Genomic DNA, 20188 nt, shown 5'->3' with positions numbered 1-20188 from the left:
GGGAATCAGCACTCACTTACCGCACAATGCCTCGTTCGGCGATCCGGAGGGAGTCAATCAGCGGCTGCATTTCCGGCAGGTCGGGCCAGGTTTTTTCCAGCTCTGCCAGTGCCTGGCTGGTGGTCAGCCCCTGGCGGTAGATCAGCTTGTAGGCCCGGCGCAGCTCGATAAGGACCTCCTTGCTGAAGCCACGGCGGCGCAGGCCTTCCATATTGATGCCATGCGGCCCCGCTGACTGGCCACTGGCCATGACATAGGCGGGAATATCCTTCAGCACGATACTGCCGCCCCCGCTCATGCTGTGAGGACCGATATTGCAGAACTGGTGCACCATGGTGCCACCACCGAGTATGGCGAAATCACCGATACGTACATGCCCCGCCAGGGTCGCACAGTTGGCAAGGATGGTGTTGTCGCCGATCACACAGTCGTGGGCCACATGCACGTAGGCCATCAGCAGATTGTCACTGCCAATGCGGGTTTCACCCCGGTCCTGGACCGTGCCACGGTGGACCGTACAGTTCTCGCGGATAACGTTGTTGTCACCAATAACCAGGGTGGTCGGTTCACCGGCGTATTTCTTGTCCTGGCAGTCTTCGCCGACGCTGGCGAACTGGAAGATCCGGTTATTGCGACCAATAACCGTGGGGCCCTTGACCACCACATGGGACAGTACCTCGGTACCCTCACCGATCTCGACCTCCGGTCCGATGTAGCTCCATGGCCCTACGGTGACGCCTTCCGCCAGTTTTGCGGATGGGTCAACGATTGCCTGGGGATGGACACCGGTCCAGTTCTTGTCTGTCATCAGGGTTTTCTCTCGGCAGACATGATTTCAGCCACACAGACCACCTCGCCGTCCACCAGCCCACGGCAGTCAAACTTCCAGATACCATGTTTGTTGGAAAGCAGCCGGGATTCAAGCCGAAGTTGGTCTCCGGGCCGAACCGGCCGCTTGAAACGCACCTTGTTGGAACCGGCCAACAGGTGGATGGAACCGTCGGCAGCAGAACGACCCGCGGTCACGTACCCCAGAATGCCAGACACCTGGGCCATGGCTTCGATAATCAATACCCCGGGCATGATCGGCTTGCCGGGAAAGTGCCCGTTAAAGTAGGGCTCATTGATCGTCACGTTCTTGTAACCGGCAATCGATACCCCCTTTTCAACTTCAACAATCCGATCCAACAGCAGGAAAGGGTATTGGTGTGGCAGGAAGCTCTTTATTTCATCAATATCCATCATCGGGTTCTGGCCTCAGCCCTCAGTTTTCTTTTCCAGTTCTTTCAACCGGCGCGCCATGGCATCCAGCTGTCTGAAGCGAGCGGCGTTCTTGCGCCATTCGCGGTTCGTCATATGCCCGGTGCCAGACGAGTACACGCCCGGCTCCCGGATATCACCGGTGACCATGGTCATCCCCGTCACCTGAACGCCATCGGTAATGGTCAGATGACCACTGATGACCGAAGCGCCACCGAACATACAGTGGCGACCAATGCGGGTACTACCGGCGACGCCCACCTTGCCGGCCATGGCGGTGTGGTCACCAATCTGTACGTTGTGCGCTACCTGCACCAGGTTGTCGATCTTGACGCCATTGCCCAGCCGGGTATCGTCCAGTGCTCCCCGGTCAATGGCGGTATTAGCGCCGACCTCGACATCGTCACCCAGAATCACATTGCCGATCTGGGCAATACGGTTCCACTCCCCCTCGTGCACCGCGAAACCGAAACCGTCGGAACCGATCACCGCACCGCTGAGGATATGACACCGCCTGCCCATGGACACACCGTGGGCAAGGGTCACTCGCGGGCGCAGCAGACAGTCGTCGCCGAGTACGCAGTTGGCACCGATAAAACCATGGGCGCCGACAACAACCCGTTCGCCCAGGCTGACCCCGGCTTCAATCACCACATGGGGCCCGATACTGGCGCTGTCCGGCACCCTGACACCAGGGTCGATTACGGCCGTGTCGTGCACGCCGGGCCTGGGGGCCGGGGCGGTCTCGAACCGATGGCTGATGCGAGCATACCCGAGGTAGGGGTCGTCCAGTAACAGGACATTGGTCTGCACCTGGTCTGCCAGGGCCGGGGATGCCAGCACCGCACCGGCCCGGGTGGTTGCCAGGAAACGGCTATAGGCGGCATTGGCAATGAAACTGAGCTGATCGGGGCCTGCAGCTTCCAGGGTAGCCAGCCCGGTGATTTCCAGGTCGGGGTCGCCTTTCAGCTCTGCACCCAGCGCTGCGGCAATCTCGGCAAGTGTCATTCGGTTCGTGGCCATATTACTGGTTCAGCTTTTCAAGCAGTGCGTCGGTCAGATTCAGCTCCGGCTTGACGTAGACCACGGTTTCCGAGGGCAGGATAATATCCAGGTCGTGTTCTTCCATCAGCTCTTTGACCGCAGCATCCACCTCCGGGCGCGCATCCTCCAGAAAGGCCTGCTTGCGGCTGTTGAGGGTCTGGTCCAGTTGCTGCTTCTTGCGGGAGAACTCCTGTGCCTTCTCCTGGAACTCCGCCTTCAGCTGCTCGCGCTCGCTCTCGTTCATCATCGCGCCGTCCTGCTGCAGCCGTTCCTGCAGAGTGCGCGCTTCCTGCTGGGCCTTGCGGACTTCCTCTTCGGTGCCGGCAAAGTCCTGCTCCAGCTGGTCGCTGAACGCCCTGGCATCGTCAGACGAAAACAGGGCCTGGCGCAGGTCGACAACGCCAATGCGGGTTTCAGCCATTGCCGGTACCGCGAACAGCAACACGGAAAACACGGCCAACGCGCGCATGCCGGACAGGCTCTTTACGGTTTCCTTCAAACCCACCATTGTATGGTCTCCTCGTAGACTCGGAGCAGAGGGCCTGTTTTCCCGGGACACCTCTACCCTGGCTGGGATGGCCTCTGCCACCCGGTTGCTGTTTTTTTTGCGACTACGTCAGAAGCTCTGCCCCAGGGAGAACTGGAAGACCTGGGTCTCGTCGTCGCTCTGATCGGTCAACGGCTGGGCCAGGCTGAACGCCAGCGGCCCGACCACCGTAATCCACTGGAAGCCGATGCCCACAGAGGCCCGGATCTCGCCGACCTCCGGATCAAAGTCCCGTGTTGTGTCGAAGACCTGGCCCGCGTCCAGGAATACCGACGTCCGCATGCTGCGGGTATCACCGGCGAACGGCGTGGGCACGATCAGTTCCACACTGCCCTCTGTCAGCACGTTACCGCCGAACGGATCGTCGTCATCGCCATCGTACGGATTGTTGCTCTTCTCCCGGTTGCCCAGGGAGTTTGCCCGGTAACCCCTGACAGAGCCATAGCCGCCGGCGTAAAAATGCTCGTAGAAGGGCATCTGGGAGCGATCACCATAGCCGTCGCCATAGCCCAGCTCCCCCCTGGTGCGAAGTATCCAGGTTTCGTTGTCATTCAGCGGCCAGAAGCTGTCGCCCTGGTAGCGCAACTTATAGAAGGTCAGATCACTGCCCGGCACAGCCACATCCGCCGACAGACGGTTGCTGTAACCATCGGTGGGGAGGACACCCCGGTTCAGTGTACTGCGACGCCAGGAGCCTGTCAGGAAGTAGTTACCAAACTGGTCACCCTCTTCGTCGATAAAGTCCTTCACCTCATTGGCGGTGTAGGAGCCCGCCTTGATCTTGGAGAGGGTGTAACCGACGCCGAAGTTGAGCCGGGTATAGCGGTCGATGGGATAACCGAAGCTCACACGACCGCCGTATTCGTCCAGCAGGTAGGAGGAAATATCCTGCTCTTCGAAGTCGGTTTCCCGGGCGAACAGGCTGAAGCCCCGGCTGACCCCGTCGACGGTGTAATACGGATCTTCGTAGGAGAAATTGGCACTCTTGATGGACTCACTGAAGTTGGCGCCGATGGAAACGCGCTTACCCGTGCCAAAGAAGTTGTTCTCGGAAATATTGGCACCGAGGATCACCCCGGAGACCTGGGAAAACCCGACGGATGCCGACAGACTGCCCGTGGGCTGCTCTTCGACCGTATAGGTGACGTCCACCAGGTCGTCGGACCCGGGCACCGGGGTGGTGTCCACCGACACCCCGCGGAAGAACCCCAGGCGCTCCAGCTGGCTCTTGGAAAACTCGATCCGGTCGGTTGAAGCCACGCCGCCTTCCATCTGGGTCATTTCCTGACGCAGCACCTCGTCCTTGGTGGTGACGTTGCCCTCGAAGTTGATACGGCGAACGTAGGTCCGGTTCCCCGGCTCCACATAGAAAGTCACCGCAGCGGTATCTTCGGAGGTGGATTCGGGAACGGCGTTGACGTTGGCGAAGGTATACCCCTCGCGCCCCAGCCGGCTGGACAGCCGCTCGGAGGTGGCGGTCAGGGCCGACTGGGACAGGGTGTCGCCGGCCTCGATTTCGATCAGCTCCTGCAGCTCCTCTTCCGGAACGATCAGGTCACCCCGCAGGCTGATGTCGGAGATGGTGTACCTGTTACCCTCGCTGACGGAAACCGCCACGAACACGTCGCGCTTGTCCGGAGAAATGGACACCTGGCTGGATTCGATATTGAAGTCCAGGTAACCCTCGTCCAGGTAATGGGAGCGCAGGGTTTCCAGGTCACCGCTGAGCCGCTCACGGGCGTACTTGTCCTTGCTGGTCAGGGAGTTCCACCAGCTGCTGGTGCGCAGTTCGAACATGTCCAGCAGTTCTTCGTCGGAGAAGGCGTCGTTGCCGACGATATTGATATGCCGGATAGCCGCCACATCGCCTTCATTGATGTCCAGGCGCACGGCCACCCGGTTACGGGGCAGCTCCTCGGCGGTCGCCTCGACGCGGGCGTTATAGCGACCCTGGCCCACGTAGGAACGGAGGATTTCCAGTTCCAGGCGTTCCAGCGTGGCCCGGCGGAATACCTGGCCTTCCTGCATGCCGGCGGATGACAGGGCATCCATCAGCGCGTCGGTTTCGATATTCTTGTTGCCTTCGATCTCAATGGACGCAATGGCCGGGCGCTCACGAACCGCCAGAATCAGGGTGCCCTGGTCCCGGTAGGCTTCGATATCGGTAAACAGGCCGGTCTTGAACAGGTTGCGAATGGCCTCGGCCAGTTCCCGCTCGTCCAGCGATTCGCCAATGCTCACCGGAAACGCAGAGAACACATTGCCGGCGGATACCCGTTGCAGGCCCTCGACCTCGATATCCGACACCGTAAACTCTTCTGCCGCGGCCGGTTGGCTGGCAATACCTGCCAGCACGAGGCCAATAGCTGCACCCAGTAAAGAACGTCTCATTGAGTTAAATCGCCTGTTTAATGCGCGTAAGGAGCTCGCAATTCTCACAACCGCATCAGGTCGTTGTAAAGAGCAAACACCATTAATGTCAGAATCATGGCCATACCGATACGTAATCCGAATGCCTGAACCTGTTCAGACAACGGGCGCCGGCGGACGGCCTCGATGGTGTAATAAAGGATATGCCCGCCGTCCAGAACGGGAATGGGCAACAGGTTCAGGATGCCCAGGCTTACACTCAGGTAGGCCAGAAAACGGACAAAATCCTCGAACCCGGAGCTGACGCTGGCCTCTGCCACGCGGGCAATGGTGATCGGCCCGCTGAGGTTGGTCGGCGACAACAGCCCGGTAATCATCTTTTGAATGGCGACCAGGGTCAACCGTGTATCCGACCAGGTTTCCGACAAGGCGTTGGGAATGGCCGCCACAGGGCCGTACCGTACGTCCCGCAACATCTCGTCAGGCCAGTCGACCTGAGCCACACCGGCGCCGACGTGGCCCTGCTCGGTACCGTCAACCGTGCGGCTGGCGGGAGTCACTTCCAGTACCTGCTCGCTACCGGAGCGCTCTACCCGCCACTGCTGGCTCTGTTCCGGTGACTGCTGGATGCGCTCGACCAGCTCGAACCAGTCCGCCACCGGCTCGCCATCCACCGCGAGCACCCGGTCGCCGGCCTGCAGACCACCGGCTTGCGCCCGCCCGCCGGGAACCACCTCGCCAATTACCGCCGGCACATCCGGGCGCAGCGGTGTCAGCCCGAACTGGCTGAGCGGGTTCGGGTTGTCATCCGGCAACTGCCAGCCATCGAGCCCGGCACGCAGGGTGCGCTCGCCCTGGCCATCACTCACCGTCAGCGAAATGCTGCTGTCCTCACCGGCGCGCTCCAGCAGGCGCATGTTGATATCCCGCCAGGAGGTCACCTTGCGACCATCCACCTGGTGAATCTCCATGCCGGAACGAAGCCCCATGGCATCGGCAATGGAGCCCTCGGTGATATCACCGGCAATCGGCGCAACCGTGGTAAAGCCGACCACACTCAGCAGCCAGTAGGCGGCAATGGCAAAGATGAAATTGGCAGCGGGGCCGGCGGCGGCAATGGCAATGCGCTTGCCCGGTGGCTTGGAGGTAAAGGCTTCGTGGCGCTGCTCTTCCGGCACCGGGCCCTCACGCTCGTCCAGCATCTTGACGTAGCCGCCCAGAGGGATGGCGGCTACCGCGAACTCGGTGCCATGGCGGTCATAACGGGAGAAGATCGGATTGCCGAAACCCACCGAAAAGCGCAATACCCGGACACCACAGCGGCGGGCCACCCAGAAGTGTCCAAACTCGTGGATGGTCACCAGAATGCCCAGGGTGACAATCAGGGCCAGTATTGTCTGCAGAATATCCAGCATGCGTTCAGTGTCTCATCCGGCCTTGGGTTGATCAGGTCTTGATCAGGTCTTGATCAGGTCTTGATCAGAGTGTACTCAGAATGCGCAATCAGCGTTTCATCAGGTTGCCAGCGAACGCCCGGTCAGGCGATCAATTTCGGCGCGGGCAGTGCCCCGGGCCACAGCATCGGCCGCCATGATACCGTCGAAACTGTCTGCTGGCTGCACCGCCACCGCTGCCAGTGTCTGCTCTATGATAACCGGGATATCGGCAAAACAAAGCTCCCCGGCAAGAAACGCCGCCACTGCCTGTTCGTTCGCCGCGTTCAGTATCGCCGGTGCCGTGCCCCCTGCCCGGAATGCCTCGGCGGCGAGCCGCAGGCAAGGAAACCGTTCGGTATCTGGCCGCTCGAAATGGAAGCGCCCGAGGGCAAACAGGTCCAGCGGTTCAGCCCCCGACTCCAGCCGTTCCGGCCACGCCATACCGTTGGCAATGGGGGTACGCATGTCGGGGCTGCCCAGCTGCGCCAGCACCGAGCCGTCAACATACTCCACCATGGAGTGGATAATACTCTCCGGGTGAACGTGAACCTCGATCTGGTCGGGGCTGGTATTGAACAGCCAGCAGGCCTCGATGAGCTCCAGCCCCTTGTTCATCAGGGTGGCGGAGTCTACCGAAATCTTCTGCCCCATGGACCAGTTGGGATGCTTGCAGGCCTGGGCCGGGGTCACGCCCCGCAGCATGTCCGGTGTATGGGTGCGGAAAGGGCCACCAGAGGCGGTCAGCAGGATACGGCGCACACCCGCTCCCGGCAGGTCGCGGATCCGGTCCGCCGGCAGGCACTGGAAAATGGCGTTGTGTTCCGAGTCGATGGGCAGCAGTTCCGCCCCGGACCGGACCACGGCATCCATGAACAGCTTGCCGGACATGACCAGCGCTTCCTTGTTGGCCAGCAGCACCCGTTTGCCGGCCTCCACCGCCGCCAGGGTAGGCGCCAGACCGGCGGCGCCGACAATGGCAGCCATAACGGTATCCACCGCCTCGGCGGACGCCACCTGCACCAGGCCCTGCTCGCCGGAGCGAACCTTCACTTCGGGCAGATCCCGGAGGGCATCGGCCAACCGAGCGGCAGCATCGGCATCGGCCATTACCGCTACCGACGGCCGGAACTCACGGCACAGCTGTTCCATTTCAGCCACTCTGGTGGCGGCCGTGAGCGCGTAGACCCTGAAGCGGTCCGGGTGGCGGCGTACCACATCAAGGGTATTCAGACCAATCGAGCCGGTGGCGCCAAGGATGGCAAGGGTACGAACGTTCAACCCGGGCATCACGACACCGCTCCCACCGACAGCCAGCCAAGCAGAGTAATCGCCAGTGCGAACACCGGAATGGCCGCCGTCAGGCTGTCGATACGATCCATGATGCCGCCATGGCCCGGCAGCAGCTGACTGCTGTCCTTGATGCCACGAAAGCGTTTGAGCATGCTTTCCACAAGGTCACCAACCACAGAGATGCCGGCTACCACCATGCTGGCCAACAGCAGCAGAACCGTGTCAGCCAGTGCCGCTGCGGCCAGCACACCGGCCGCGACCGACAGCAGTGCGACAGCGGCCAGGCCACCCCAGACCCCGGCCCAGGACTTTCCGGGACTGACCCGGGGCGCCAGCTTGGCGCGGCCAAAGGCACGGCCGGCGAAATAGGCGCCAATATCCGCCACCCAGACCACCAGGAACACATAGAGGATAGCCACCAGGCTATTGTCCACATCGCCAAACAGGAGGGTGCCGTTACGCAGGTGATTGAGGCCAACCCAGGCCGGTACCAGGACCAGCAGGCCCATCACCGCCCGCACCGGGGAACGGCCCCAGACCGGGCTTCCGGCGGGGTAGGCGCGTACCATCAGCAGCGCCAGAACCCACCACAGCACTCCCAGCCAGAGCAGGCCGAGGGTGGGAAGCTGGTAGACCGCCACCAGGATAACAGCCATCAGTGCCGCGTAACCGGCGCGTGCCGGATCCGAGGTGTAGCCGGCCATGTTCGCCCACTCCCAGGCGCCCAGGCTTATGGCCACCCCGGTAAAGATGGCAAAGCCCAGCGGCGGCAGGAAGAAGATGCCGATAATGGCAATGGGCGCCAGGATCAGCGCCGTGAGAATTCGGGTTTTGAGCACGTCGCTATTCGCTCTTTTTTTAAGCTCGAGTTGTTCTTGTTCTGATGCCGAGCTGTTAATGCTGAGCCGCCAGCCGCTGATCCACCTGATCGTCTGTCTGGCCAAACCGGCGCTTTCGTTGCGAATAGGCCGCCAGGGCCTTACGCATTTCGTCTGCCCGGAAGTCCGGCCAGTACACCTCGGAAAAGTAGAACTCGGTATAGGCCAGGTGCCACAGCAAGAAGTTGCTGATGCGCTGCTCCCCTGCTGTCCGGATCATCAGGTCCGGCATGGGCAGGTCACCGATACTCAGGTGCTGCTGAATCAGATCTTCGGTAATGTCCGACGCGGTCAGCTCCCCGGCGGCAACCCGTGCGGCCACCTGCCGTGTGGCCTGGGTGATGTCCCAGTGGCCACCATAGTTGGCGGCAATCACCAGGGTCATGAGGGTGTTGTCCCGGGTCATTTCCTCCGCCTGGGCCATGTGCTCCTGCAGCAGTGGACTGAAAGCGCTGCGGTCACCAATAATGCGCAGGCGGATATTGTTCTTGTGGAGCTTCTTCACTTCACGCTCCAGGGCGAACAGGAATAGCCGCATCAGGGCCGATACCTCGTCCTCGGGTCGTCGCCAGTTCTCGCTGGAAAAGGCGAACAGGGTAAGCACCTCGACCCCTTCCCTGGCGCAGGTCTCCACCACTGACCTCACCGAGTTAACACCCGCCTTGTGGCCGGCAACGCCATTCATTCGCCGGGCCTTGGCCCAGCGGTTGTTGCCGTCCATGATGATGGCGACATGACGCGGAATCTTGCCGGCATCCACCGGAATATCCGCCGTTACTTTATCCGTCATGCAATCCCCTGATACCCGTAGGGTGTACCGTCCGGCGATCAGATCGCCATCAGGTCATCTTCCTTGCCTTTCAGCGTCTTGTCGATCTCGGCAATATAGCGGTCGGTGAGCTTCTGGACCTCTTCCTCACCCTGACGCTGGTCATCCGCTGTGATCTCTTTCTCTTTCTCGAGTTCCTTCAGATCGCTGTTGGCGTCGCGGCGGGCGTTACGGATGGATACGCGGGCATGCTCAGCATCGGCTTTCGCCTGCTTGACCATCTCGCGACGGGTCTCTTCCGTCAGCATAGGCATGGGCACACGGATAAGGTCACCGCTGGTCACCGGGTTCAGCCCCAGGTCAGACGACATGATGGCTTTCTCGATGGTGGGAATCAGGCTCTTCTCCCACGGTGACACGCTCAGGGTCCGGTTATCCTCGACATTGACGCTGGCCACCTGCTTGAGGGGCGTATCCTGGCCGTAATAGTTCACATGTACGCTGTCCAGGATGGCCGGATGCGCACGGCCTGTGCGGATTTTGTTGAACGAAGCCGCGAGGGCTTCCAGGCTCTTCTTCATCCGCTTTTCAGCATCGGCTTTGATGTCGTCAATCACTTCAGCATCCTCGCTTGTCTGCATGTCTCTGCCCCCGCCAGAATCGGCGAGGGCGTGAATTCGTTGTCCGCCGGTGTTATTCGACCGGTCTTATCCGACCGGAACCTTTCAACCGGTACGACTCAACCGGTATTACTCAACCGGTATTACTCAACCAGAGTGCCTGCCGGCTCGCCGGTGACGATGCGGGTCAGTACACCGGGCTCGTTCATGTTGAAGACCCGCAGCGGCATGCCGTGGTCCCGCGCCAGGCAGATGGCGGTCAGGTCCATGACACCCAGCTTCTTGTCCAGTACTTCATCATAGGTCAACCGGTCGTATTTCACCGCCGACGAATCCGTCATCGGATCGGCGGAGTAAACCCCGTCCACCTTGGTCGCCTTGAGCACGGCGTCTGCCTCGATTTCGATCCCGCGCAGGCAGGCGGCGGAGTCGGTGGTAAAGAAGGGGTTACCGGTACCGGCGCAGAAGATCACCACATCGCCGTCCTTGAGGTCGCGCACGGCCCGACGACGGTCGTAGTGCTCCACGATACCACTCATGGGGATGGCGGACATAACACGGGTACGGATATTGGAACGCTCCAGGGCATCCCTCATGGCCAGGCCGTTCATCACCGTGGCCAGCATGCCCATGTGATCGCCGGTGACCCGGTCCATACCGGCCTCGTTCAAGGCCGCGCCCCGGAACAGGTTGCCGCCACCAACCACCAGCCCTACCTGAACCCCGATACCGATCAGGGCGCCGATTTCCAGCGCCATGCGGTCAAGTACCTTGGGATCAATGCCGAACTCGTGCTCGCCCATCAGGGCCTCGCCGCTGAGTTTGAGCAGTACGCGCTTGTATCTGGGCTGGGTCTTGGAAGATGTCGGCATGCTATTCCCCTCGTCTGTGGAGGGCCACGCAAAAGCGTTTATGCTCGGCCATGACGCTTTCGCGACGCCCTCCTGTGAACCTGAAGCACGGCGTTTGCCGCCGGCTCCTTTGCAGAAAACCCGCCCCGCCCTGACGCCTTGCCAGGCTGTCAGTGAGTGCCGGATTCCCCTCGGACCTGTATTTGACATGCTCCTCCGGTAAAAAGGGGCATCTCAGATACAAGCCCGCCACGGCAGCCCGGGCGAACCCGCACTGGCGTGGCAGACTAAGGGAACTGTCCGCAGGCTCAGCGAATAAACGCCCACCCTTACGGAAAGCCCCACCGGGGCAATATGGCCACCCCGGGGGATCAGCAGACTCAGGCCTTGCCGGTACCGGCGGCGGCAGCCACCTCGGCAGCGAAATCCACTTCTTCCTTTTCGATGCCTTCGCCGACTTCCAGACGCACGAAACCAACCAGCTCGGCACCGTTTTCTTTCAGCAGCTCGGCCACGGTCTGGTCCGGGTTCTTAACGAAAGGCTGTTCAACAAGGCTGTTCTCCTTGAGGAACTTCTTGATCCGGCCGCCCATCATCTTTTCAACGATTTCGGCAGGCTTGCCTTCCATGTCCGGCTGAGCCTTGATGATGTCCTTTTCTTTCTCGACTTCCTCGGCGGGCATGTCTTCCGGCTTGCCTACGCGGGGGTTCTGGGCAGCGGCGTGCATGGCCACATCGCGGGCCACTTCCGCATCACCGGCGGTGATGGCGGCGACGGAGGCGATCTTGTTGTTGCTGTGGACATAACCACCCACAACCGGGCCTTCCACGCGAACAATGCGACGCACGGTGATGTTCTCGCCAATCTTCTGAACCAGCGCCTCACGCCGGGCTTCCAGATCGCCTTCCATCAGCTTGGCGATATCGGTCTCGCCCTTTTCGAAGGCCACGTCGAGCACCTCGTTGGCAAAACCAAGGAAGTTGTCGTCACGAGCCACGAAGTCGGTCTCGGAGTTCACTTCCAGAATATAGGCAACGGTGTTGTCGTCGGAGATGCGAATCAGCGCAGCGCCTTCGGCAGCGGTACGGCCGGCCTTTTTGGCGGCCTTCAGGCCGGACGACTTGCGCAGCTCTTCGATTGCGGCATCAACACTGCCATCAGCTTCCACTAGTGCCTTCTTGCATTCCATCATGCCAAGGCCGGTGCGCTCACGGAGCTCCTTGACCATTGCAGCGGTAATTGCAGCCATGTTCAATCCTCTTAACAGTTAAAACCGGCCGGGCCTACATACAGGGCCCGGCGGTTGAATTCAGTGACCCACGGTTGAATCCCGTAAAAAGGAGGCGGGGTTACCCTCGCCCCTCTTCAAACGGGTCAACGTGATGGTCGTAGACCGGCAGCGTTACTCGGCTGCAGGTGCCTCGCCGGCCGCTTCTTCACTGACTTCCACGAACTCGTCAGCAGCGCCACCGGACTGGGAAGCCTCGATGCAGGTGTCGGCAACAGCCTTCACGTAGATCTGGATGGCGCGGATGGCGTCATCGTTACCCGGAATCACGTAGTCAACGCCGTCCGGATCACTGTTGGTATCGACCACACCAATAACGGGAATGCCCAGCTTGTTGGCTTCCTTGATGGCGATACGCTCGTGGTCCACATCGATCACGAACATGGCGTCCGGCAGGCCGCCCATATCCTTGATACCACCGATAGAGCGCTCCAGGCGATCCATCTCGCGGGTGCGATCCAGGGCTTCTTTCTTGGTCAGCTTGTCGAAGGTACCGTCCTGGCTCTGGGCGTCCAGATCACGGTAGCGACGGATAGACTGACGAATGGTCTTGTAGTTGGTCAGCATGCCGCCCAACCAACGATGGTTGACGTACGGCTGACCGGCACGGTCGGCTTCTTCCTTGATGATCTTGGCCGCGGCACGCTTGGTACCCACGAACAGGATCTTGTTCTTGTTCTCCGCCAGCTGCTCAATGAACTGCAGCGCGTCGTTCATGGCGGGAACAGTCTGTTCCAGGTTGATGATGTGAATCTTGTTGCGGGCGCCGAAGATGAACTTCGACATTTTCGGGTTCCAGTAACGGGTCTGGTGACCGAAGTGAGCACCTGCCTTGAGCAGGTCACGCATATTTACCTGAGCCATGATAATTACCTTGTAGCTTCGGGTTAGTCCTCCACACGTCCGATTGATCCAACCTGAGCGGCCTTGTGGCCATAAACAGGCACCCTGGAACAACGTGCTGACGCGTGTGTGAATTTGCCGGCGGCCATATCCAGATGGACGGTTCGCTTTTCGGCGGCGCGTTTATACCATAAAAACGGCCCGCGGCGCCAGCTTTTCGCGCTTCCTTGTACCTGTACAGCCAGCCCCTTAAAATGGGTGTTTGCGCCCGGCTGTCGACCCAGTGCCTGATCGGCACCACTTTATCCAGTACGACGGTATACGCCCTGGGCGACGCCATTCATTTACCAGGAATTCCAATGACTGTAACCATCAAGACCCCGGAAGAAATCGAGAAGATGCGCGTGGCTGGTCGTCTGGCGGCCAACGTGCTGGAGATGATTGACGCCCACATCAGGCCCGGCGTCACCACCGAGGAACTCGACCAGATCTGCCACGACTATATTGTCAACGAGCAGCAGGCCATTCCGGCGCCCCTGAACTACAAGGGATTCCCTAAGTCCATCTGCACCTCCATCAACCACGTGGTGTGCCATGGCATTCCTTCCGACAAGAAGGTGCTCAAGGACGGCGACATCATGAACATCGACGTTACCGTGATCAAGGACGGCTACCACGGCGATACCAGCAAGATGTGGATTGTCGGCAAGCCCAAACCGGGCGCCGAACGCCTGATCCGCATTACCCAGGAATGCATGTACAAGGGCATCGAGGTGGTCAAACCCGGCGCCCACCTCGGGGATATCGGCCAGGTCATCCAGGAACACGCCGAGAAGCATCGCTATTCCGTGGTTCGCGACTTCTGCGGCCATGGTATCGGCAAGGTATTTCATGAAGAGCCCCAGGTGATGCACTACGGCAAGGCCGGCACCGGCATGGAGCTTAAGGAAGGCATGATTTTCACCATCGAACCAATGATCAACCAGGGCAAGTACCAGACCAAGGTTCTGGGCGATGGCTGGACCGCGGTCACCAAGGACCACAAGCTGTCCGCCCAGTGGGAACACACCATTCTGGTCACCGCCGACGGCCATGAGGTGCTGACCAGACGCCAGGAAGAGTCGATCTGAGTGGAAACCACCGCCCTCGCCGACCAGATTGCCACTGCTCCGTCGCCGGTGAAAGCGGCAAGGGAGCTCCTCAAACAGGCCTACGAGTTCGACGCCGAGGCTTTCCGCAATGGCGTGGATGTACGCGAACTGGTCAAGTCCCGGGCGGATACGGTTGACCTGGTACTGCGCCAGATCTGGAACCGCTACCCGTTCGCTCAGTCTGGTGACATTGCCCTGCTGGCCGTTGGCGGCTATGGCCGTGGGGAGCTTCACCCGCACTCGGATATTGACCTTCTGATCCTCACCCGCAACGGCATCGAGGACGACTGGCATGAAGACCTGGGTGCCTTTGTCACCCTGCTATGGGACCTGAAGCTCGATATCGGCCACAGCGTGCGCAGCCTTGAGGAGTCCAAACAGGCCGCGCGGGACGACGTCACCATCCTCACCAACCTGCTGGAAACCCGCACCATTGCCGGCCCCGAAGAGCTGCGCACGGACCTGAGCCGGGCGGTGTATTCCGACGAGGTGAGCAGCGACCGCGACTACTTCATCGCCAAGCGCGAGGAACAGCTCAAACGCCACCAGAAATACGGCGACACCGAATACAACCTGGAGCCCAACATCAAGGGCGCCCCGGGCGGCCTGCGGGACATCCAGAACATTGGCTGGATCACCAAACGACACTTCGGGCTGGACAGCTTTGCCGACCTGACCCGCTTCAGCATCCTCACCGAGGAAGAGCACGACATCCTGCTGCAGGGCGAGAACTTCCTGTGGCGGCTTCGCTATGGCCTGCAGCTGATCGCCGACCGCAACGAAAACCGCCTGCTGTTCGACCACCAGCGCGCCCTGGCGGACATGCTCGGTTACCGGGACGAGGGCCGCCACCTGGGCGTCGAGAAGATGATGCAGGCCTACTACCGCACGGTACTGGCCCTGGCCGAGCTCACCGACGTGATCCTGCAGTACTACGACGAGGCCATCCTGCAACGGGACCAGGAGGCAAGAATCCAGCCCCTGAACCGCCGCTTCCAGATCCGCGACCAGTACATCGAGGCCATCAACACCCAGGTGTTCGCCTACGCCCCCTATGCCATCATGGAAATCTTCCTGCTGATGGCCCAGCACCCGGCCATCAAGGGCATCCGGGCGTCCACCATCCGCGCCCTGCGGGCCCACCGGCACCTGATTGATGACCAGTTCCGCAATGACCTGGCGGTCACCTCCCTGTTCATGGAGCTGGTGAAAACGCCGCATCCGCTGGACGAAACCCTCTCCCACATGAAGAAATACAACGTGCTGGGGCGTTACCTGCCGGAATTCGGCCAGATCATCGGCCAGATGCAGTACGACCTGTTCCACATTTTCACCGTGGACACTCACACCCTGCGGGTGATCCGCAACATGGTACGACTGAACAACCCGGAGAGCCGCACGGAATACCCCCTGGCCTCGCGCCTGGTGCACCAGCTGCCCAAGCCGGAAGTGCTCTACGTGGCCGGCCTGTACCACGATGTGGCCAAGGGCCGCGGCGGCGACCACTCCGAACTGGGCGCGGACGACGCCGAAGCCTTCTGCAAGCGCCATCACCTGAGCGAACGGGATACCCAGCTGATTGCCTGGCTGGTGGAAAACCACCTGCTGATGTCCATGACCGCCCAGCGCAAGGACATCTCCGACCCGGACATCATCAACGAGTTCGCCCGCGCCGTGCCCAGCCAGGTGCACCTGGACTACCTGTACGTGCTGACCGCCTGCGATATCAGCGCCACCAATCCCAAGCTGTGGAATACCTGGCGGGCCTCGCTGTTGCGCCAGCTGTATGTGGAAACCAAAAGAGCCCTGCGCCGGGGCACCGAGACGCCCTTCAACCGCGCGGACTGGGTCAAGGCCACCCAGGCGGAAGCCCGGGGCATCCTCAGGGCCCAGGGCATGGCCGATGAGCAGATCGACGCCATCTGGGACACCCTGGACGAGGAATACTTCCTCCAGGACTCCACCGTCGACATCGCCTGGCAGACCGCCGCCATCATTCGCCATGGCAAGCATCCGGAGCCCCTGGTACTGATCCGCGATACTCGGGGCGGGCCCACCGATGGCTACTCCCATATCGTGATCTATGTGAAGGACCGGGTCGCCCTGTTCGCCGCCACCACTGCGGTGCTCGAGCAGCTGAACCTCAACATCGTCGACGCCCGTATCAGTGTCGCCAGCAAGGGCCCCTGGTCCATCAGCTCTTATGTGGTACTGGACGAACAGGGCCAGCCCCTGGGCAAGGACCCGGCCCGCAAGGAACGGGTACGCGAACGCCTGGTAGAGGAACTGGACGACCCGGACGACTACCCGAAGATCATCCAGCGGCGCACGCCCCGCCAGTTGAAGCACTTCTCGTTCCCCACGGAAGTGACCCTGTCCAACGACACCTTCAATCAGCGTACGGTGATTGAAGTGATCACCCCCGACCGGCCGGGGCTGCTGGCGCGGGTTGGCCGGGTGCTGCTGGAACACCGGGTGCGCCTGACCAACGCCAAGATCGCCACCCTCGGCGAACGGGTGGAAGACGCCTTTTTTGTCACCGACGAGCACGGCTGGCCGATCCGCGACCCGGACGTCTGCCAGGCCCTGCAGGAAGACCTGCGCACCATGCTGGATAACACCCAATGAATCCCAACCTGTCGCGACTGCATCCCTATCCGTTTGAAAAACTGGCCAAACTGAAGGCCGATGTGGTGCCGCCGGAACACCTGGCCGCCATTTCCCTTGGCATTGGAGAACCCAAGCATCCGTCACCGGAATTCGTCAAACAGGTCATCGCCGACAACCTCGACAAGCTGGCCAACTACCCGACCACCGGCGGCCTGCCGGAACTGCGTCAGGCCATTGCGGACTGGGCCACACGGCGCTTCCGGCTGAAGCCCGGTACCCTGAAGGCCGATGGCAACGTGGTACCGGTCAACGGCACCCGGGAAGGGATCTTCTCGTTTGTTCAGGCCGCCGTGGATAACAGCCGCCCGGCGACCGTGGTCAGCCCCAACCCGTTCTACCAGATCTACGAGGGCGCCGCTTTTCTGGCGGGAGCCACGCCCCACTACCTGCCCTGCGACGCCGGCAACGGCTTCATCCCGGACTTTGAGGCCGTGCCGGAACAGGTCTGGAAAGACTGCCAGATCCTGTTCCTGTGCTCACCGGGCAACCCCAGCGGCGCAATCATCCCCCGGGACACCCTCAAGCGGGTGATCGAGTTGGCGGACAAACACGACTTCATCATCGCCTCCGATGAGTGCTACTCCGAACTCTACCCGGACGAAGCCAATCCGCCGGAAGGCCTGCTGCAGACCTGCGCTGCCCTCGGCCGTGACGACTACGCCCGTTGCGTGGTCTTCCACAGCCTGTCGAAACGCAGCAACCTGCCGGGCCTGCGCTCCGGCTTCGTGGCCGGCGACGCCCGCATTCTCAGGGAGTACCTGCGCTACCGCACCTACCACGGCTGCGCCATGCCCATCCACAACCAGCTGGCCAGCATCGCTGCCTGGCAGGACGAAGACCACGTCAAGGAAAACCGCGCCGCCTACCGGGCCAAGTTCGAGGCGGTAGTGCCCATCCTGCAGCAGGTCATGGCGGTGGACTTCCCGGGCGCCGGCTTCTACCTCTGGCCGGAAACCCCCATGAGTGACGAAACCTTCGCCCGCGACCTGTCCGCCCAACAGAACGTACACGTACTACCAGGCCGCTACCTGTCCCGCACCAACGACGGCTACAACCCCGGCGAAAACCGCGTACGCATGGCCCTGGTGGCGCCGCTGGAGGAATGCGTAGAAGCGGCGGAGCGGATTGTGCGCTTTCTTCAGCAATAAACCTTCAAGTTCGCGGGCCTATAGCAATATTCCCGGCGAACGTCCCCTCTCCCTTGAGGGGAGAGGGACAGGGTGAGGGTGAAAGGCAGGCAAACTCCAAAGCGGCCCTCTCCACCCTCACCCCAACCCCTCTCCCCTCAAGGGAGAGGGGCTCAAAAGAACAGGATCAAACCATGAAACTCTACGGCATCAAAAACTGCGACACCGTCAAAAAGGCCCGCAAATGGCTGGACGAGAACGGCATCGCCTACGACTTCCACGATTTCAAGAAGGACGGCCTGGACGAAGCCCTGCTGTCCCGCTGGGTACAGACCATCGGCTGGGAAGCGTTGATCAACAAGCGCGGCACCACCTGGCGCAAGCTGCCGGAAGAGCTTCGTGATACCATTGGCGCCCAGACAGCCCACGAGATCATGCTGGACAACCCATCCATCATCAAAAGGCCGGTGGTGGAGAGTGGCGACAGCGTGAGTGTCGGCTTTAACGCGGACGAGTGGGCCGAAAGATACAGGGCCTGAGCGATACCAGAGGCCAGCACCCGATTTAGCGGCAAACATTCCCTCTCCCCAACGAGGGAGAGGGCCAGGGTGAGGGGGAGCGCCGGAAGGCGCCAGTGGCCGGACTCCCAGTAATAGTCCCCACCCTCACCCCAACCCTCTCCCCTCAAGGGAGAGGGAGCTAAAACCGGAGTTCGCGGCGAACATCCCCTCTCCCTTAAAGGGAGAGAGGGCTGAAAGAAATCGAGTTGCCCGCAACCGCTTTGAATCATTGAACCAGGAGGAGCACCAGATGAGTTTTGCATTCGGAATTGGCATCGGCAGCCAGAACCAGAAAAGTGAATGGCTGGAGGTTTTCTACCAGCAGCCGGTCCTGATGCCGGATGATGAACTAATCGAGATCGCCCGCAACACCCTGGGTTATCACGGCGGCAACCAGGCCATCGAAGCCTCGGCGGACCAGCTCAAGGCCTTTGCTGAAGCCCTCGGTTCCACATCACTCACTGGTCAGGCCGCTCTCGCCCGCAAGTCGGCGGAAAGCCGGAACCCGGTCACCGTGACCATTCTGGAAACCGACGACTCCGCCACCAGCACCCCTGAGGTCTACCTCAAGCTGCACCTGCTGTCCCATCGCCTGGTCAAACCCCATGGCGTCAAGCTGGATGGCATCTTCGGACTGCTGCCGAACCTGGCCTGGACCAACGAGGGCGCCATCGACCTGAACGAATTACCGGACCGTCAGCTGCAGGCCCGCCTGGAAGGCCGCATCCTGGAAGTGAAGTCCGTGGACAAGTTCCCGCAGATGACCGACTACGTGGTGCCCCGTGGCGTACGTATCGCCGACACCGCCCGCGTCCGCCTGGGCGCCTATGTGGGCGAAGGCACCACCGTCATGCACGAGGGCTTTATCAACTTCAACGCCGGTACCGAAGGCACCAGCATGATCGAAGGCCGGGTGTCCGCCGGCGTCATGATCGGCAAGGGCTCCGACCTGGGCGGCAGCTGCTCCACCATGGGCACCCTGTCCGGCGGTGGCAACATCATCATTTCAGTAGGCGAAAACTGCCTGCTGGGCGCCAACGCCGGCGTCGGCATTCCCCTGGGCGATCGCTGCACCGTGGAAGCCGGCCTGTACATCACCTCCGGCACCAAGGTTGCCCTGCTGGACGACCAGAACAACCTGGTGGAAGTGGTCAAGGCCCGGGACCTGGCCAGCAAGACTGACCTGCTGTTCCGCCGCAACAGCCAGACTGGTGCCGTGGAGTGCAAGACCAACAAGACAGCCATTGAGCTGAACGAGCAGCTGCACGCCAATAACTGAACCATCCGCCGAACACTGTTTAGCCCCCTCTCCCTTGAGGGGGTGGAGGCGCAAAAAACGAAGCCCCGCTTCGTTCGCCGGAACGCCCTTTGCCTCAGGCAAAGGGCCGGGGCGCGGAGCGGGGTTGGGGGTGAGGGTGGAGCAGGCAACTCCGCAGCCCGACCTCTTTCACCCTCACCCTGGCCCTCTCCCCTCAAGGGAGAG

Annotated in this window: 18 protein-coding genes; 5 read left to right on the top strand and 13 right to left on the bottom strand. The window is 61.2% G+C overall.

Annotation, left to right across the window (positions count from 1 at the left end):
- Positions 1-16 precede the first annotated feature (16 nt).
- The 13 genes from lpxA to rpsB all read right to left on the bottom strand — a co-directional run bounded on the left by lpxA (position 17) and on the right by rpsB (position 13218).
- Entirely contained in the window at positions 17-808 is a 792-nt protein-coding gene (lpxA, locus tag IE079_RS12660) for an acyl-ACP--UDP-N-acetylglucosamine O-acyltransferase (RefSeq protein WP_189576968.1), read from the bottom strand.
- Entirely contained in the window at positions 808-1245 is a 438-nt protein-coding gene (fabZ, locus tag IE079_RS12655; RefSeq protein WP_189576966.1) for a 3-hydroxyacyl-ACP dehydratase FabZ, read from the bottom strand. Before fabZ ends, lpxA begins: the two co-directional genes overlap by 1 nt.
- A 12-nt stretch (positions 1246-1257) precedes the next feature.
- Complete coding sequence (gene lpxD / locus IE079_RS12650) at positions 1258-2283, bottom strand: UDP-3-O-(3-hydroxymyristoyl)glucosamine N-acyltransferase (RefSeq protein WP_189576964.1); 1026 nt, start codon at positions 2281-2283, stop codon at positions 1258-1260.
- A 1-nt stretch (position 2284) separates the two neighbouring features.
- Positions 2285-2773 (bottom strand): OmpH/Skp family outer membrane protein, encoded by a 489-nt coding sequence (locus IE079_RS12645; protein ID WP_189577081.1) that lies wholly within the window; start codon positions 2771-2773, stop codon positions 2285-2287.
- Between the two features lie 147 nt (positions 2774-2920).
- Positions 2921-5242, bottom strand: coding sequence for an outer membrane protein assembly factor BamA (gene bamA, locus IE079_RS12640; protein WP_189576962.1), 2322 nt, complete (start codon positions 5240-5242; stop codon positions 2921-2923).
- Between the two features lie 44 nt (positions 5243-5286).
- Positions 5287-6633 (bottom strand): RIP metalloprotease RseP, encoded by a 1347-nt coding sequence (gene rseP, locus IE079_RS12635; RefSeq protein WP_189577079.1) that lies wholly within the window; start codon positions 6631-6633, stop codon positions 5287-5289.
- A 102-nt stretch (positions 6634-6735) separates the two neighbouring features.
- Positions 6736-7944, bottom strand: a complete 1209-nt coding sequence (gene ispC / locus IE079_RS12630; protein WP_189576960.1) for a 1-deoxy-D-xylulose-5-phosphate reductoisomerase — start codon at positions 7942-7944, stop codon at positions 6736-6738.
- Positions 7944-8786 carry a phosphatidate cytidylyltransferase gene (locus IE079_RS12625; RefSeq protein ID WP_189576958.1) on the bottom strand — a complete coding sequence of 281 codons (843 nt, stop codon included), beginning with the start codon at positions 8784-8786 and terminating at the stop codon, positions 7944-7946. Before IE079_RS12625 ends, ispC begins: the two co-directional genes overlap by 1 nt.
- A gap of 55 nt (positions 8787-8841) precedes the next feature.
- Complete coding sequence (gene uppS, locus IE079_RS12620) at positions 8842-9615, bottom strand: polyprenyl diphosphate synthase (protein ID WP_189576956.1); 774 nt, start codon at positions 9613-9615, stop codon at positions 8842-8844.
- 38 nt (positions 9616-9653) lie between these two features.
- Entirely contained in the window at positions 9654-10211 is a 558-nt protein-coding gene (gene frr, locus IE079_RS12615) for a ribosome recycling factor (RefSeq protein WP_189577077.1), read from the bottom strand.
- Between the two features lie 146 nt (positions 10212-10357).
- Positions 10358-11086, bottom strand: a complete 729-nt coding sequence (gene pyrH / locus IE079_RS12610; protein WP_189576954.1) for a UMP kinase — start codon at positions 11084-11086, stop codon at positions 10358-10360.
- A gap of 359 nt (positions 11087-11445) precedes the next feature.
- The gene (gene tsf / locus IE079_RS12605; protein WP_189576952.1) at positions 11446-12315 is read right to left on the bottom strand and encodes a translation elongation factor Ts; all 870 of its coding nucleotides are present in this window, start codon (positions 12313-12315) and stop codon (positions 11446-11448) included.
- Positions 12316-12468: 153 nt separating this feature from the next.
- Positions 12469-13218, bottom strand: coding sequence for a 30S ribosomal protein S2 (gene rpsB, locus IE079_RS12600; RefSeq protein WP_189576950.1), 750 nt, complete (start codon positions 13216-13218; stop codon positions 12469-12471).
- A gap of 338 nt (positions 13219-13556) precedes the next feature.
- On the opposite strand from rpsB, the gene map reads away from it, so the two are divergent.
- From map to dapD, 5 genes are all read left to right on the top strand, one after another.
- Positions 13557-14327: a type I methionyl aminopeptidase gene (gene map / locus IE079_RS12595; RefSeq protein ID WP_189576948.1), complete on the top strand. Its 771-nt coding sequence runs from the start codon at positions 13557-13559 to the stop codon at positions 14325-14327.
- Positions 14328-16976, top strand: a complete 2649-nt coding sequence (locus tag IE079_RS12590; protein ID WP_189576946.1) for a [protein-PII] uridylyltransferase — start codon at positions 14328-14330, stop codon at positions 16974-16976. It begins immediately after the preceding gene.
- The gene (gene dapC, locus IE079_RS12585) at positions 16973-18166 is read left to right on the top strand and encodes a succinyldiaminopimelate transaminase (RefSeq protein WP_189576944.1); all 1194 of its coding nucleotides are present in this window, start codon (positions 16973-16975) and stop codon (positions 18164-18166) included. The genes IE079_RS12590 and dapC overlap by 4 nt, the downstream gene beginning before the upstream one ends.
- A gap of 173 nt (positions 18167-18339) precedes the next feature.
- Positions 18340-18684 (top strand): ArsC family reductase, encoded by a 345-nt coding sequence (locus tag IE079_RS18975; protein WP_189576942.1) that lies wholly within the window; start codon positions 18340-18342, stop codon positions 18682-18684.
- 271 nt (positions 18685-18955) lie between these two features.
- The gene (dapD, locus tag IE079_RS12575; protein WP_189576940.1) at positions 18956-19984 is read left to right on the top strand and encodes a 2,3,4,5-tetrahydropyridine-2,6-dicarboxylate N-succinyltransferase; all 1029 of its coding nucleotides are present in this window, start codon (positions 18956-18958) and stop codon (positions 19982-19984) included.
- The last annotated feature ends 204 nt before the right edge of the window (positions 19985-20188 follow it).

Source organism: Marinobacter zhanjiangensis (assembly GCF_014651935.1).
GTDB classification, from domain to species: domain Bacteria; phylum Pseudomonadota; class Gammaproteobacteria; order Pseudomonadales; family Oleiphilaceae; genus Marinobacter; species Marinobacter zhanjiangensis.
This window is presented reverse-complemented; position numbering and strand designations above follow the sequence as displayed.